13 protein-coding genes are annotated in these 15074 nt (G+C 73.0%); 3 read left to right on the top strand and 10 right to left on the bottom strand.

Going from position 1 to position 15074, the window contains the following annotated elements:
* Positions 1 to 30 precede the first annotated feature (30 nt).
* Positions 31 to 1401, top strand: a complete 1371-nt coding sequence (locus tag V3T34_RS06625) for a sensor histidine kinase (protein WP_305078084.1) — start codon at positions 31 to 33, stop codon at positions 1399 to 1401.
* A gap of 409 nt (positions 1402 to 1810) precedes the next feature.
* Here the strand turns inward: V3T34_RS06625 and trxA are convergent, their stop codons facing one another.
* The 6 genes from trxA to V3T34_RS06595 all read right to left on the bottom strand — a co-directional run bounded on the left by trxA (position 1811) and on the right by V3T34_RS06595 (position 10660).
* Positions 1811 to 2131 carry a thioredoxin gene (trxA, locus tag V3T34_RS06620; protein WP_060849869.1) on the bottom strand — a complete coding sequence of 107 codons (321 nt, stop codon included), beginning with the start codon at positions 2129 to 2131 and terminating at the stop codon, positions 1811 to 1813.
* Positions 2132 to 2276: 145 nt separating this feature from the next.
* Positions 2277 to 5732 carry a double-strand break repair helicase AddA gene (addA, locus tag V3T34_RS06615; RefSeq protein ID WP_305078082.1) on the bottom strand — a complete coding sequence of 1152 codons (3456 nt, stop codon included), beginning with the start codon at positions 5730 to 5732 and terminating at the stop codon, positions 2277 to 2279.
* A 159-nt stretch (positions 5733 to 5891) separates the two neighbouring features.
* Entirely contained in the window at positions 5892 to 6629 is a 738-nt protein-coding gene (locus V3T34_RS06610) for an SDR family NAD(P)-dependent oxidoreductase (protein ID WP_305078081.1), read from the bottom strand.
* Positions 6626 to 7027, bottom strand: coding sequence for a thiol-disulfide oxidoreductase DCC family protein (locus V3T34_RS06605; protein WP_305078080.1), 402 nt, complete (start codon positions 7025 to 7027; stop codon positions 6626 to 6628). Before V3T34_RS06605 ends, V3T34_RS06610 begins: the two co-directional genes overlap by 4 nt.
* Before the next feature lie 317 nt (positions 7028 to 7344).
* Positions 7345 to 9435, bottom strand: a complete 2091-nt coding sequence (locus V3T34_RS06600; RefSeq protein ID WP_305078079.1) for an acetate--CoA ligase family protein — start codon at positions 9433 to 9435, stop codon at positions 7345 to 7347.
* Positions 9422 to 10660 (bottom strand): ABC transporter substrate-binding protein, encoded by a 1239-nt coding sequence (locus V3T34_RS06595; protein WP_331369132.1) that lies wholly within the window; start codon positions 10658 to 10660, stop codon positions 9422 to 9424. Before V3T34_RS06595 ends, V3T34_RS06600 begins: the two co-directional genes overlap by 14 nt.
* Before the next feature lie 180 nt (positions 10661 to 10840).
* Here V3T34_RS06595 and V3T34_RS06590 point away from each other — a divergent pair, with 180 nt between their 5' ends.
* Entirely contained in the window at positions 10841 to 11107 is a 267-nt protein-coding gene (locus V3T34_RS06590; protein ID WP_305078078.1) for a hypothetical protein, read from the top strand.
* Here V3T34_RS06590 and cynS read toward each other — a convergent pair.
* Positions 11094 to 11582 (bottom strand): cyanase, encoded by a 489-nt coding sequence (gene cynS, locus V3T34_RS06585; RefSeq protein ID WP_305078077.1) that lies wholly within the window; start codon positions 11580 to 11582, stop codon positions 11094 to 11096. The genes V3T34_RS06590 and cynS overlap by 14 nt on opposite strands.
* Before the next feature lie 237 nt (positions 11583 to 11819).
* On the opposite strand from cynS, the gene V3T34_RS06580 reads away from it, so the two are divergent.
* Entirely contained in the window at positions 11820 to 12287 is a 468-nt protein-coding gene (locus V3T34_RS06580; protein WP_060849862.1) for a four-helix bundle copper-binding protein, read from the top strand.
* Between the two features lie 73 nt (positions 12288 to 12360).
* On the opposite strand, the gene V3T34_RS06575 is transcribed toward V3T34_RS06580, so the two are convergent.
* Genes V3T34_RS06575 through V3T34_RS06565 form a run of 3 tightly spaced genes read right to left on the bottom strand, consistent with a single transcriptional unit; the run spans position 12361 to position 15052 of the window.
* Entirely contained in the window at positions 12361 to 13038 is a 678-nt protein-coding gene (locus tag V3T34_RS06575) for a class I SAM-dependent methyltransferase (RefSeq protein WP_305078076.1), read from the bottom strand.
* On the bottom strand, positions 13035 to 14129 hold the full coding sequence (locus V3T34_RS06570; protein ID WP_305078075.1) for a glycosyltransferase: 1095 nt from the start codon (positions 14127 to 14129) through the stop codon (positions 13035 to 13037). Before V3T34_RS06570 ends, V3T34_RS06575 begins: the two co-directional genes overlap by 4 nt.
* On the bottom strand, positions 14126 to 15052 hold the full coding sequence (locus V3T34_RS06565) for a galactosyltransferase-related protein (RefSeq protein WP_305078074.1): 927 nt from the start codon (positions 15050 to 15052) through the stop codon (positions 14126 to 14128). The genes V3T34_RS06570 and V3T34_RS06565 overlap by 4 nt, the downstream gene beginning before the upstream one ends.
* Positions 15053 to 15074 lie beyond the last annotated feature (22 nt).

Genomic DNA, 15074 nt, shown 5'->3' with positions numbered 1-15074 from the left:
CGCCGCCCGCCTTCCCTGAAGCGCGACCTGATGCTGCGGATGCTCCTGCCGGCCTCGGCGCTCGCGGGGGTGCTCGGCCTCGGCGGCGCCCTCGTCATCCGGAACGTGGTCGAGACCACGCATGACCGCCTCCTCGACGGCTCGGTGCTGGCCATCGCCGAGCGCCTGGCGCTCGACGAGGACTACGAGGTGACGGTGGACCTGCCGCGAGTGGCGCTCGGGATGCTGGAGACCCAGTCGCAGGACCGTGTCTATTACAGCGTCAGCTACCACGGCCGGCTGGTCACCGGCTACCGCGACCTGCCCCGGCCGGCCGGGGAGGTCGAGCCCGGCCCCACCCGGCATCGGGACGCGGTGATGCGGGGTGCGGCCGTGCGGATCGCCGCCCAGGCGCGGACGATCTACGGCAAGCCCGGCGCGGTGCTGGTGCAGGTCGCCGAGACCCGTGAGGCGCGCCGCAGCCTCGAGTGGCGGCTCCTCGGCGGGCTGCTCCTGCTCGAGGGCGTCCTCCTCGCCCTCGTCGGCGTCCTCACCTGGTACGGGATCGGCCGCGGCCTCGCCTCTCTCGACCGGCTGAGCGCCGAGATCGACGGTCGCGCCGCTCCCGGCGCGGTCGGCCTGCAGCCCCTCGATGTCTCGCCGGTACCGGTGGAGGCGCGAGCCCCGGTCCTCGCCTTCAACACGCTCCTCGGCCGCCTCGACGAGGTGATGGGGGCAGTGCGCCGCTTCACCGGAGATGCCTCGCACCAGATGCGCACGCCGCTCGCCGTCTTGCGCATGCATGTCGACCTCGCTCGGCGCCACAGCGGCGCCGCGCCGCCGGAGGCCCGCGCCGCTCTCGACGACATCGAGGGCGCGGCGCGGCGCCTGGAGCACCTGCTGGCGCAACTCCTGGCGCTCGCGCGTGCCGACGAGGACCAGGATGCGATCGCCCTGACCGACCTGGACCTTGCCGCACTCGCCGCGACGGTGCTGGCCGACCACGTCCCGCGGGCGCTCAACGCCGGCATCGAGGTCGAGTATGTGCGGCCTGACGGGCCGGTGATGGTGACGGGTCACCCGACCGTGGTGTGCGAGATCCTGGGCAACGTCATCGACAACGCGGTCCGCTACGCAGGGCCCGGCGCCCACGTGATGGTGCGGGTGGCGGTGTCGGACGAAGGCGCCTTCGCCGAGATAGAGGATGACGGCCCGGGCATTCCGCTGGAGCATCGGGAGAGGGTGTTTTCCCGGTTCTACCGCATTGCCCGCAGCGACGGATCGCAGGGCAGCGGCCTCGGCCTCGCCGTCGTTCGCGCCTTCGCCGACCGGATCGGCGCAGCGGTCACGCTTCATGATAGTACGAGAGGTGGTCCGGGTTTGCGGGTGCGGATCATGTTTTCGCCAGCGCCGGATCGATGATTCTGTCTTCATAGAGTCTGACGCTATGTATAAAATAAATGCCTTATTATATTGCCATCCTCTAGTAATCGCATAATTTTTTATTTTCTTGAGATTCAACTTTGATGGTAGTCGTTGATTAATTATTACGAAAACAATGCTTGCTTGCCGATTTTGATGGACGCGATGCTGTGAGGTCCTGCGCTACCGCTTGCTCGGCAGGCCGCAATGGGGTGCGTCTCATGAGAAATCCGGGAGGAGCGTCCGGGCACCACCGCCGCTCCGGTAAAGCTCGGAGAACATTCAATTCTTCGATGAAATGAAGTGGCGTACAGCGTTGCCGAAAGCCGCCGGATCGTCCGTGCAAGGCAACGATGGGAAAAAGCTCGGCCTTGCGGCCGAGCTCCTTGTCGTTCGATTGCCGAAGCGCTCAGGCGCTGGCCTGGATCCAGCGGAAGAGGTCGCCCTTCGGGGCCGCACCCACCTTCTGGCCGGCGAGCTCGCCGCCCTTGAAGATCATCAGGGTCGGGATCGACCGGATACCGTACTTGGCCGAGATCTCCGGGTTCTCGTCGACGTTGACCTTGGCGATCTTCACCCGGCCGTTCATCTCGCTGGAGATCTCCTCCAGCGCCGGGCCGATCGCCCGGCAGGGGCCGCACCACTCGGCCCAGAAATCCACCACCACGGGCTCGGCCGATTGCAGCACGTCCTGCTCGAAGCTCGCGTCGGTCACCTTCACGGTTGCCATCGCCAAAATCCTTCTCTGCGTCCTTGAAAGCCGGCCGACGCCGCGGACCGGCCCGCGTGGGGATGAACGTAAGAACGGGGCCGGGGCCGATCAAGCTTAACGGCTGCACCATCCCCGGTCTGCTCGTGTGATGGCGCACTCCCGCTCACGCCAGCGTGTGGAGCGCAGTGGCGCACTCCTGCGCGGTGAGGCGGCGAACGACCGGCCCGGCGGTCCAGACCAGCAGCGGGATCACCGGCCGGTCGGGATAGATCGTCGCCAGGAGGCGCGCGTAGAGCGCGACCTGCGCCGCCTGGCCGCGCGGGGCGGGGGCGCCGTCCCGGGGCGGGCGACCGGTCTTGAAGTCGACGAGCCACACCGCCTCCCCGGTCACGGCGATCCGGTCGACCCGGCCGTGCACCGGACGCGCGACGCCCGCGACCGGAATGCTGCCGGCGAGCGTCACCTCGGCCCGCGCATCGGGCCCGAACAGCACCGCGAGGTCGGGATCGTCGAGGAGACGCAAGGCCTCCGTCGCGGTGGCCGCGCGCCGCCCGGCATCGAGGCCGGGCGCGCGGGCGGCGACGAAGGCCTCGGCGGCGGCCGCCCGGCGCTCGGGGGCGAGGCTCGGCAGGTGCTCCAGCAGGGCGTGGACGAGCACGCCGCGGCGGCGCGCCGCCGGGTCGCTGGAGCGGGCATCCGAGCGGCGCGGCTCGTCGGCGGCCCCGAGGCCGGAGGGGCGAAGCGGCGGCAGCGGCTCGGCTTCGGGCACGACCGCGCGGTGCAGCCAGTCCGGCACCGCTTCGGGCTCCGCGACCCCCTCGGGCGCGGCCGGGGCCTCCGGCGGAGCGGCGCCCTCGCGCCAGCTCTCGGCCGGGCCGTAGGGCATCTCGGCGATCTCGACGCCGCCGAACTCCGCGACCAGGCCGCGGCGGATCATCTCGCACCAGGCCTCGGCCGGCGTCTCCTTGTCGTTGCCGGAATAGGGCGCGATCACCAGCCGGTCCTTGGCCCGGGTCATCGCGACGTAGAGCAGGCGGTTGTGCTCCTCGCCGGCCTTGGCGTGGAGCGCGTCGCGGGCGGCCGCGATGCCTGAGCTGTCGTAGGCCTTGGCGCTCGACCAGACCGGCACGGTGCTGCCGTCGGCAAGGCGCATCGGGATCAGGGCCGGGTCGCGACCGAGCGCGTCGCAGCCGTCGAGCACCAGCACCAGCGGTGCCTCCAGGCCCTTGGCCCCGTGCACCGTCATCACCCGCACCTCGTCGCGGGCGGCGTCGAGGTCGCGCTTGACCGTGTGGCCGCCGGCGTCGCGCCCGCCGCTCGGGGCGTAGCGCGAGAGAAAGCCGGTGAGCGAGGGCGCGTCGGGCCCGGCCTCGGCCTGGGCGGCGGCCGTGAGGAAGACGTCGATCGCGTCGCCCGCCTCGCCGCCGAGGCGCTGGACGAGGAGCGCCCGGCCGCCCAGCGGCCCGAGCAGCTCGGCGTAGAACCCGAACGGCCCGTGCGCCCGGGCGAGCGCCGTCCAGCGATCGAGAGCGGCGACGCCGCGCAGGGCCGCCGGATCGCCGGCCTCGGCGTGGCGTCGCAGCGCCGCGACCAGCGGCTCGGCCGGGTCGCGCCCGGCCGCGATGCCGACGAGGTCGTCGTCGGCGAGGCCGACGAGTGGCGTCTTGAGGGCGGTCGCGAGCGTCAGGTCGTCCTGCGGCAGCAGGGCGGCGCGGCCGGCTGACACGAGGTCGAGGACGGCGATGTGGGCGGCGATGTCGAGGCGGTCCTGGCCCGCCACCGGCACGCCCTCGGCCTTGAGCGCCCGGATCACGCCCTCGAAGGCCGCCGAGCGCTTGCGCACCAGGATCAGGACCTCGCCGGGGCGCCACACCCGGCCGGATTCATCGCCTGAGGTGGTCCAGAGCCGCACCGCCTTCGCGACGCGCCGGGCGGCCACGAGGGCAGGCGCCCCGGCCTCGATCGCGTCGACCGGGTGGGTCCAGGCGTCGGGCTCCTCCTCGGCGCTCGGCCGCTCGACCGGCCACAGCTCGACCTGGCCGGGCGCCCGCACCCGGGCGGTGGAATGCACGGTGCCGACCGCGGTGTCGCCGAAGGACAGGCCGCGATAATGGTCCTGGAGCGCGAAGGTCGCGTCGACCGCCCGCAGCACGCCGATCGCCGAGCGGAACGACAGGGTGAGGCCGACATCCGCGAAGGGCAGGCCCGCCGCTTCCGCGTCGCGCCGCCAAGCCCGCCGGGTGGTCTCGAACTCCTCCGGCGCGGCGCCCTGGAAGCTGTAGATCGACTGCTTGGGGTCGCCGACGGCGAAGCGGGTGCGGGCGAGGCCCTGGCCCGCCTCGCGGGCTCCCTCGCCGGCGCAGAAATCCTCGGTGATCCGGCGCAGGATCTCCCATTGCTGCGGGTTGGTGTCCTGCGCCTCGTCGATCAGGACGTGGTCGACGCCGCGGTCGAGCTTGTACAGCACCCAGGCCGAATCGACCCGCGTCAGCAGGTCGAGGGTCTTGTGGATCAGGTCGTCGAAGTCGAGGGCGCCGAGGCGCGCCTTCTGGGCCTCCATCCGCCGGTGGATCTCGGCGGCGAGCGTGAACAGGGCCTCGGTGCGGGCGAAGGCCCGGGCGGCCTTGAGGCGGTCGCGCAGCCCCGCGAGCCGCGCCTGCTCGGCGAGCAGCGCCTCCTTGGCCTCGGCCGGGACGGACTTGGTGCCGAGCGACGAGGCGGCGTAGGGGTCGCCCTCGCCCTCGTCCTTGAAGAACGCCGCGAGGGTCAGCGTCAGACGGGCCGGGCCGGTGGCGGAGGCCGCGAGCGCCAGGGCGTCGGCGCGCTTCTCGTCGTTGGCCTTGCCCGTGCGGAGCGCCGCCGCCAGCCCGGCGAGGTCGGGCCCGCCGTCGCGCATCCGGGCCTCGATCGCCGGCAGCGTCTCGTCGGGGCCGAGCCCGAGGGCGTCGCGCAGCGCCGCGAGGCGGGCCGGCACCCCGCCGGGATGGCCGATCAGGCCGCGATTCTGCACCGCCGCGGTCATCGCCCGGCGCAGGGCCTCGCCCGCCGCCTCGGGAGCGACGAGGGCGAGCGCGTCGGCGAGGTGCGGGTGACGCGCATCGACCGCGTCGGCCAGCACGTTGTCGATCGTCCGGTCGATCGCCTCGCGGGTCTGGGCCTCGTCCAGCACCACGAAGCGGGCCGGCACGTTGGCCTCGAACGGCACGAGGTGCAGCAGCCGCTCGCACAGCGCGTGCAGGGTCTCGATCTTGAGCCCGCCCGGCGTCTCGACGGCGCGGGCGAACAGGCGCCGGGCGCGCCGCAGGGTGGCGCCGTCCGGCGCCTCGCCCTCCAGCGCCGTCAGCTCCTCGCGGAGCGCCGCCTCGTCGAGGGTGACCCAGCGCCCGAGGCGCTCGAACACCCGGATCGCCATGTTGGCGGCGGCCGCCTTGGTGAAGGTCAGGCAGAGGATCTTGGCCGGGGCCGCGCCGTGCAGCAGCAGGCGCACCACCCGGTCGGTGAGCACCTTGGTCTTGCCCGCCCCGGCATTGGCCGACACCCAGGCCGAGGCCCGCGGATCGGCGGCGCGCCGCTGCGCCGCCTGCGTCAGCCCGTCGACGACGAAGCCCTCGATACCCATCCCTGCTCCCGCGCGCGGCCAGGCCCCATCCTGCCGCGCTCGCATTCAAGGAGGCGTTGCCTCAAGGGCGAACGGGACGTGCTGCACAGGGATTTCGCGGAGCGTGGCGGTGGAAGCACAGGGATGCCCCCGACCCATCACCCGGGACTCACCGAAAACTCACGGCGGGATCGGCTGCCCGTCCCAGGCGTGGACGCGGCCGGACCCCTCCCGGGTCAGCCCCGCGATCACCCGCAGGAGGTGGGCGGCGCTCTCCTGCGGGGTGAACAGGCCGGGGCCGGGCTCGGGGCGGAACGGCTGCGACAGGCCGGTCTGCACGGTGCCGGGATGCAGGCCGGCGACGATCAGGTCCGGGTGGGTGCGCGCGGTCTCGACCGCGAGGGTGCGCAGCACCTGGGTCAACGCCGCCTTGGAGGCCCGATAGGAGTACCAGCCACCCAGCCGATTGTCGCCGATCGACCCGACCCGCGCCGAAAGGGCGGCAAAGACGCTGCGGCCCCTGCGGGGCATCAGCGGCACGAAGTGCTTGGCGACGAGGGCGGGGCCCAGGGTGTTGACCGCGAAGACCCGCGCCATCGCGGCCGGGTCGAGGGCCCGGATCGCCTTCTCGGGCGCGATGCCGGGCCCGTGCAGGATGCCGCTCGCAACGACGACGAGCCCGACCGGGCCGGCCTCGCCGACGCTCCGGGCCGCGGCGGCGACCGAATTCTCGTCGGTGACGTCGATCGCCAGGGCGCGCACCCCGTCGGGCTGAGGCGCAGGCGTGCGCGAAAGGGCAAAGACCGTGCCGTGGGGCCCTCCCGCCGCGAGCGCCGCCACGAGGGCACCGCCGACCCCGCCGGAGGCGCCGACGACGATCGCCGAGCCCTGCGCACCCTCGGGAGCCGGCGCGCTCATCGGCAGGCCTCGTCGCAATGCGTGTCGCGCAGGCGGCGTGCCAGCCAGGGCCGGACGATCAGCGACAGCCGGTAGGCCGCCTCGGCGAAGGGCAGCAGGGGCCGCCAGCCGAAGAGCCGCAGCTCGACGAGGCGGGCGAGCCAGCGCCAGCCCGGGAAACGCCGCCACAGCCGCGCGAAGGCCGCCGCCCCCGAGACGAGGCGCCCGTCCGCCTCGCGGACGTGGAACCTGGCCCGGGCGGCGGCGAGGTCGAGGCCTGATCCGAGATCGAGACGGCCCGGGCCCGCGAGATCGACGAAGCGCACGCGCTCGGCCCCGGCCCGACCGCGGTAATGCGCGATCTCCCGGCGGCAGAGCGGGCAGGCCCCATCGTAGTAGACGGTCAGATCGGCCCCCATCGCACCCCTCGCTGCCGGACGCTCCTCCGTCGCGAGATGGGCGCGGCGGGCCCGCCGTCACGGTGCGGGGAACGCGCGAAATGGTCGCGCCGGGGGCGCCGGCTGGTGAGTACCGGACTTCGAAGGCCGAGCGCCGCGGTCCGGGCTCGCCGGGGAGCTGGGCGAAGCGGCGATCGCGCGGCGGGTGCACCTCCTGCCCGCATGGCCGCGTCTCGACGACCGGATCGCCTTCGGCGTGGCCGGGCGTGCCCCCGGCCCGGGAGGTTCCGGGACAACCCTGCCACCTGTTGAGCGGGGTTCCGGGTGCTGCACCGCCGTCACCCGACCTCGATCACCGCATCCGCCGCGAAGGCCCCCTCGGGCAGGGCGAAGACCGGGTTGAGATCGATCGAGGCCAGCCGCGGCCCCGCCGCGACGGCGAGGACCGAGAGGCGCGACAGCATCCGGGCGAGCGCCGCGATATCGCAGGGTGGCCGGCCGCGGGCGCCGGTGAGGAGCGGCGCCGCCCTGATCGAGCGGATCATCGCCTCGGCGACGTCCTCGCCGAACGGGCAGCGCCGGAAGACCACGTCGCGCATCACCTCGACGAACACCCCGCCGAGGCCGACCATCGCCACCGGGCCGAAGACCGGATCGCGGTGGATGCCCATGATGCATTCGACCGCGCCCTTGATCTGCCGCGCCACCAGCACGCCCTCGATCCGGGCGGACGGCGCGTGGCGGGCGGCGCGATCGATCAGGGTGGCGTAGCCGCGCTGGACCGCCTCGGCATCGGCCACGTCGAGCAGCACGCCGCCGATCTCGGTCTTGTGCAGGATGTCCGGCGACAGGATCTTCATCACGACCGGAAAGCCGAACGCCTCGGCCGCCGCGACCGCCGCCTCGGCATCGGAGCAGGCGGCCTCGGGCACGACCGCGATGCCCGCCACTGCGAGCAGGCGCTTGGCCTCGGCCTCGCTCGGCGTCGTCCCGGGCAGCGCGATCGCCGGCATCGTCCCGGGCGCGGCGGGCTCTGCTTGCGCAAAGCTCGCGCCGAGGCGGCCCATGGCGTCGAGGGCGACCACGGCGCGGGCCGGATCCTCGTAGAGCAGGTAGCCGTCGGCCTCGTATTCGCGGTTGCGCTCCTCCGAGGCGAGGACCGAGAGGGCGTAGAGCCGGTCCGGATGGCGCGCCTTGACGGCGTTGAGCTGGGCGCGGATCGCCGGTGCCATGCTGGGGGCGCCGCCGATCTGGGTGAAGAAGGCCAGGATCGAGGAATAGCCCCCGTCGGCGATCATCGATTCCGTGAACCGGCCGATCAGCGACAGGTCGTTGAAGGCCTGCGCGGTGCAGTCGACCGGGTTGCGCGGCGCGGCGATCGGCAGGATCGCCTTGAGGCGGGCTTGCGCCTCCTCGGGCATCGGCGGCATCGGCAGGCCCACGGCCTCGGCGGCGTCGGAGATCAGCACCCCGGCGCCACCCGAGATCGTGATGACGCCGAGGCTGTTCGGCACCGGGTAGATCCGCCGCGTCGCCGCGTAGGCGATGTCGATCAGCTCTTCCGTCGAGCGGGCCCGGATCGCGCCGTGCTCGGCCAGCACCGCGGAGAACACCGCGTCGTTGCCGGCGATCGAGGCGGTGTGCGACTGCGCCGCCGCGCTGCCGACCACGCTGCGGCCGACCTTCATCATCACCACGGGCTTCTTCGCCCGCCGGGCCTCGGCAAGCGCGCCCGCGAAGGCCGGCCCGTCCTGGACGCCCTCGGCATAGGCCATGATGACGTCGATGTCGTCGTCCCGCGCCATCCAGCCGATCGCGTCGGCGACCGACAGGTCGGCCTCGTTGCCGGTGGTGATCAGCATCGCCGTGCCGATGTGTCGGTTGCGGCAGGCGGCGAAGAGGTGGGTGCCGTAGGCGCCCGACTGGCTGGCGATGCCGATCCGTCCCGGCAGCGGCAGGCCGCCCTCCAGGGAGGCGGAGAAGATCGGGTAGAAGCCGGCCGCGGCGTTGAACAGGCCGAGGCAGTTCGGCCCGAGAAGCCGCATCCCGTGCCGCCGCGCCGCCGCGACGAGGGCGTCTTGCGCCGCCACCTCCCCGACCTCGGCGTAGCCCGCCGTGAACAGGATGGCAAAGCGCGTGCCCCGCGCCCCCAGATCCTCGACGGCCTGGAGCGCAGCGGCCCCCGGCACGGCGATCACCGCCACGTCGGGCGCCGACGGCAGGGCCGCGACAGCGGGGAAGCAGGCGAGGCCCTGCACCTCGGCCCGGTTGGGATTCACCGGCAGGATCGCGCCCCGGAAGCCGGCGCGCAGCATGTAGGCGATCGGCCGGCCGCCGATGCGGGTCGGGTCGGCGGAGGCGCCGACGATCGCGACCGCGCCGGGCCGGACCAGAGCGGCGAGATCGGCGGCGGGCTCAGTTCCGGACATACGGGCACCCGCCTTCACCGATCGGCCGGAACGCCTCGTCGCCCGGCACCGTGGCGACGAGCTCGTAGAGGTCCCAGCGGCCCTTCGACTGGGACGGCTTCTTGAAGCGCATCAGGTACATGTCGTGGACCATGCGGCCGTCGATCCGGACCCTGCCGCCCTGCGCGAAGAAGTCGTTCACGGGGGTCTCGCGCATCCTCGCCATCACGGCGGCGGCGTCGGTGGTGCCGGCGGCCTGCACCGCCTTGAGGTAATGGGTGAGGGCCGAGGTCACGCCGGCCTGGTAGGCGGTCGGCATCGCCTTGCGCAGGGCGAAGAAGCGCTCGGCATAGGCGCGGGTCTCCGGCGTCCGGTCCCAGTAGAAGCTGTCGGTGAACAGCGCGCCCTGGACCACATCGAGGCCGAGGGAGGCGACATCGGTCAGGGTCACCTGCAAGGCCGCGACGGTCCTGTCGGACTGGGTCAGTCCAAATTCGTGCGCCTGCTTGACCGCGTTGGCGAAGTCGCCACCCGCATTGGCGAGCGCGATCACCTTGGCGGGCGATCCCTGGGCCTGGAGCAGGAAGGACGAGAAGTCGGGATTGTTGAACGGGTGGCGGACCTTGCCGAGGACCTGCCCGCCCGCCGTCTCGATCGCCCGGGCCGCGTCGCGCTCCAGCGCGTGGCCGAAGGCGTAATCGGCGGTGAGGAAGTACCAGGATTTCTCGCACCGGGCGACCAGCGTCTTCGCCGTGGCGTTCGACGAGGCGTAGGTGTCGTAGGTCCAGTGCACGCCGGTCGGCGAGCACGACTTGCCGGTGAGGTCGGACGAGCCGGCGCCGGAGATCAGGAAGATCTTGCCGCGCTCCCGCGTCACCGCCTGGACCGCGAGCGCGACCGCGGAATTCACGCCCTCCGCCACCACGTCGACGCCCTTCGTGTCGATCCAGTTGCGCACGATGGTCGAGGCGATGTCGGGCTTGTTCTGGTGATCGGCCGAGATGATCTCGATCCGCCTGCCCAGAACCGTCGGGCCGAAATCCTCGACCGCGAGCCGCGCGGCGGCGACCGAACCCTCGCCGGTGCCCTCGCTGTACTGGCCGCTCATGTCGGTGATGATGCCGATCCTGAGCACGTCGCCGTCGGCGCGGGCCGTCACCGGCGCGAGGAGCGCGGTCGCGGCGCAGAGCGTCCGCACCATCGCTCCGGCGCGACGCGCCCCCGGAGCCCGTCTGGTGCGTGCCATCCCGGTCCTCCCACGATGTCCGGCCTTGTCCCGGGCCGCGCGCGGATCGGGCGTTTCCATTCCGTCCGCTGAACGCTGTTCTGGACCGTAAACGACGGACGCGGCAAGGGGGCGCCGGGATGGACCGAGACCGCGGCCGCCCGGGGCTACGCCCTCGATCTCGGCCACCTCATCCGCGGCGTGACCAGCGTCGCCGCCGCCCTGTGCGACGGCACCGGGCGCCCACGCCTCGTGGTGGCGGCCCACCCGTTCCAGGCCCAGCTCACGGAGGAGCGGCTCCAGGCGCTCGGCCTCGCCCTGCGCGGGCTGGTCCGCTCCGCGCAGCCGGCGATGCTCGGGGTGACGACGGCGCCGGAGCCGCGGCGACGGTGCGGAGGGGCGGTGAGACCGTCCGTGACGGCCGGCGCCCGCCGGGCGCCGGCCGCTTCCCGCCTCAGCTCTCCTTGAAGCCGTATTCGGGCACGCCCTCCTCGTTGCCGTAGTACTTGTAGGGCAGGAACTTGCCCGACAGGTTCATCTTGACCCTGTCGCCCTTGTTGTTGGGCTCGCGCTCCATCGTCATGTTGAAGTCGATCGCCGACATGATGCCGTCGCCGAACTCCTCCTGGATCAGCTCCTTCCAGGTAGTGCCGTAGACCATGACGAGCTCGTAGAAGCGGTAGATCAGCGGGTCGGTCGGGGGCATCGAGGGAATCGAACCGCGATACGGCGCCTCGTTCAGCATCCGCTCCTCGGCCTGAGTCAGGCCGAACAGGGCGGCGGCCTTGGCGGCCTGAGCCTTGGGCAGCTTCATCTGGCCCATGCAGGCGGCGGTGATCAGGATCGGCGAGAGGCCGCCGATCTCGTCCTGGATGTGCTTCCAGGTCCAGCCCTTCTCGCGCTTGATGTCGAGCAGCTTCTCTGTGAGGTCTTCGCGCTTCATGAGTCTCTCCCTCGGCGAGTGTCGCAGAGCCTTGAGGGCGAGTGGCGTGCGCCCCCTCCTCGGCGTGCCGCCCTGGAGGCAAGCCCCGCGCCACGCGGTGCCCGGGATCCGTGTGCCGGGGCCGGCGCGCCGTGCGGCGACGGGCGGCGGACGAGACCGGTCGCCGCCGCGATGCCGCGCGTGTAGGAGGGCGCGAGGGCGTGCCCCTGGGGCAGGGACCGAGAAGGACGGACCGACATGGAACGACGGCAATTCATCGCGGCGGGCGCGCTGGCGAGCCTCGCGGGCGGCGTGGCGACCAGGGCCGCGGCGGCCGATCACGCGCACGACCACGATCACGGGTCGGCGCCGGCCGGGGCACCGCACGACCATCCGGCGCGGTTCGCCGCCCTCGCCGCGTCGAGCGCCGAATGCGTCGCCACCGGCAACGACTGCCTGCGGCATTGCTTCGCCATGCTGGCGATGAACGACGCCCGCATGGCGGCCTGCACGCGGTCGACCTACGACCTCGTCCATGCCTGCGCGGCGCTTCAGACGCTGGCCGCCGTCGACTCGCCCCGCACCCCGGCGATGGCCCGGGCCGTGGCCGAGGTCTGCACCGCCTGCGAGGCGGAATGCGCCAAGTTCCCCGACATCGCCGAGTGCCGCGCCTGCCGCGACTCCTGCCGCCGCTGCGCGGCCGAGTGCCGGAAGATCGCCGCCTGAGGCGGGGACGGGCACCCCGGCGGAGGCGCGCCATGCCTCGCCGCCGGGGTGCCGGCGGGACGATCCGCCGGGATCACGCGGCGTCGAGCGGCTTCACGAACTTGGCCTTGCCCCGCAGCGACCACGGCCCCGCCAGCCCGTGCTCGGCGCAGAACGCGTCGACCGCCCGGGCGACGCCGGGAAATTTCCCGCCCTGGCTGTCGTAATCGTCGGCGATGAACAGGCCGCCGGGGCGCAGGACCGGCCACCACGCCCGCAGGTCGGCCGCCACCGAGGATTCCTCGTGGCCGGCATCGAGGTGGATCACGTCGGCCGACAGCCCGCGCAGGCGCATCAGCTCGGCGGCGTTCACCGAATCGAGCGGGAGCGGCACCACCCGCTCGGCCATGCCCTCGTGCAGGACGTTGGCCAGGAAGGTGCGGTAGAGGCTCGGATAGCCGTGCTCGGGGCTCAGTTCCGCGAACAAGGCCGGGTCGGCCCAGTGGTCGACGGCACCGAGCCAGGTATCGACCGCGATCACCGTGCCGGACACGGCGTGCTCGGCCATCGTCCTCGCGAGGTAGAGCACGCTCGCCCCCTTCCAGGCGCCGATCTCGACGACGGTGCCGGGCCGCCACTCGCGTACCGCCTCCTCCAGGTAGGGATGGATGCTGCGCCAGCCCTGGAGGTCGAGGGCGCGCAGGGACTCGGGCGGGTTCGCGAAGGGATCGCGGCCGTGCCACAGCGCGTCGATGAGGGTCTGGCGGGTCATGGTGCGGCTCGGGATGCGGGGAACGGGGAAGACGCGTCGCCGGCGCGGAGTGCCGCGTAGAGCGCCTCGCAACGGTCGAGCCAGCGCTCGCGGGTGAACAGGCGCAGCACCCGCTCGCGCGGGATCTCTCGCGGGATGGCGAGCGCCGCCGGGATCGCCCCGGCCAGCGCCACGGCGTCCTCGGACGCGACCAGGCACCCGCCCTCGCCGACGACCTCCCGGGCCGCGCCGCGGGCAAAGCCCGCCACGGGCAGGCCGCAGGCCATCGCCTCGATCGCCGCGAGCCCGAACGGCTCGTCCCAGCACGGGGTGAACAGGAACAAAGAGGCGCGGGCCAATTCGGCGGCGAGTGCCGATCCGGCGAGATGGCCGCCGTAGCGGATCGACCCTCCGAGGAGCGGGCGGATCGCCGTCTCCCAGTAATCCGGCTCCTCGATCGGGCCGAACAGGGTCAGGGGCAGGCCGGCGCTCCTCGCTGCCGCGATCGCGTGGTGGGCGCCCTTCACGGGCGTCAGGCGCCCGCTCCACGCGGCGCTGCCGTCCCCCTCCGCGCCGAAGGGCCAGGCGGCGGGATCGATGCCGTTGGGCAGGACGGACGCCTCGGGCGGGGCGCCGTCCGGCCACCAGGCGGCGAGGTGGGCGGCCGAGGTCGCGGTGAGGCGGTGATGCGGCGACGGGCTGTCGTGCACGAACCAGCGGAGCGCGTCGTAGGGCGGCGCGTGCAGGGAGGTGAGCGTCGGGACGGTGTCCGTGCGCCGCCGTTCCAGCGGCAGCCGGCTGAGCGAGTTGTTGTGCACCACGTCGAAGCCGCCGGCGCCGATCCGGTCGAGGGCCGCCGCGTAGGCGGCGTCGACATGGGCGCGCAGCCCGGCATCGCCCCGGTGCTCGAGGCCCGGGAAGCTCTTCTCGTGGTGGACCGGGCTCACCGGGTCGAGGGAAAAGCGCGGGTCGCTGTCGCCGGTGGCGAACAGCACCACGTCGTGGCCCCGCGCGGTCAGCCCCTCGGCGAGGTGCCAGCAATAGGCTTCGAGCCCGCCCGCGAAGGGCGGCGCGATCGGGTGGCGCAGATGGGCGAGGAGCGCGATCCTCACGCAGGCACCGCGTCCTGCACCGGCTCCTCGCGGGCCTCGATGGCGCGGATGACGGAAGCGGAATTGGTGTAGGGCTGGTGGCCCTGCTGGCCGGTGAGCGCGAGGTCGCCGGCATCCGGGCGGCGCAGGATGCGGATCGGCCGGTCGGGGGTGTCGTCGATGAGCCCCATCACCCGGAAGGCGTGGAGCCAGTGCCCCATGGTGCGGTAGCCCCACTTGGCCTCGAACAATTCGGCGTTGCGCACCACGCTGTCGAGATGATGGACCGGCGGCATGTGGTGGGGGTGGTACTGGTGATAGGCGAGCCCGCCCTTCATCCAGGCGATCGGCAGGCCGCGCTGGTCGAGGGCCTTGCCGAAATCGGTGTCCTCGCCGCCATAGCCGGTATAGCGCTCGTCGAAGCCGCCGGTGGCCAGGAAGGTGGCGCGGCGGATCGCGAAGTTGAGCGACCAGAAGCAGCGGTAGTCGCGGCAGATCTCGAGTCCCGAGGCCGGCGGCCCCCGGCGGTCGGAGTGCTTTTCCGCGACTCCGGCCAGGCCCTCGTAGGTCCAGGCGCCGAGGGTTGCGGCCTCGGGCAGGTGCAGCACCTCGCCCATCAGCAGGCCGTCGAGGGTGGCGAGCCCCTGCGCGTAGTCGGCGACGAGGTCGGGCGCGGGGATGCAGTCGACGTCGAGGAAGACCACGGCGTCGCCGGTGGCGGCCGCGACGCCGCGGTTGCGCGCGGCGGCGAGCGGCAGCGCCTCGCCCGGCACCCGGATCTGGCGCACGGGCACCGACGACGCGGGCAGGTCGTAGAGGTCGTCCTGCATCACCGCGACGATGAACTCGACGGGGGCTTGCGTCTGGCGCTCCAGGCCACGCAGGACGTTGGCGAGATGCGCCGGCCGGCCCTTGGCCAGGGTCACGACGGAAACGGTGGACATGCGGGCTCCGGGCTCCGGCAAG

Origin of the sequence: Methylobacterium ajmalii (assembly GCF_036448855.1) — a bacterium.
GTDB classification, from domain to species: Bacteria; Pseudomonadota; Alphaproteobacteria; order Rhizobiales; family Beijerinckiaceae; genus Methylobacterium; species Methylobacterium ajmalii.
Note: the sequence above shows the minus strand (reverse complement) of the source record. Positions and strands in the feature narration are given on the sequence as shown.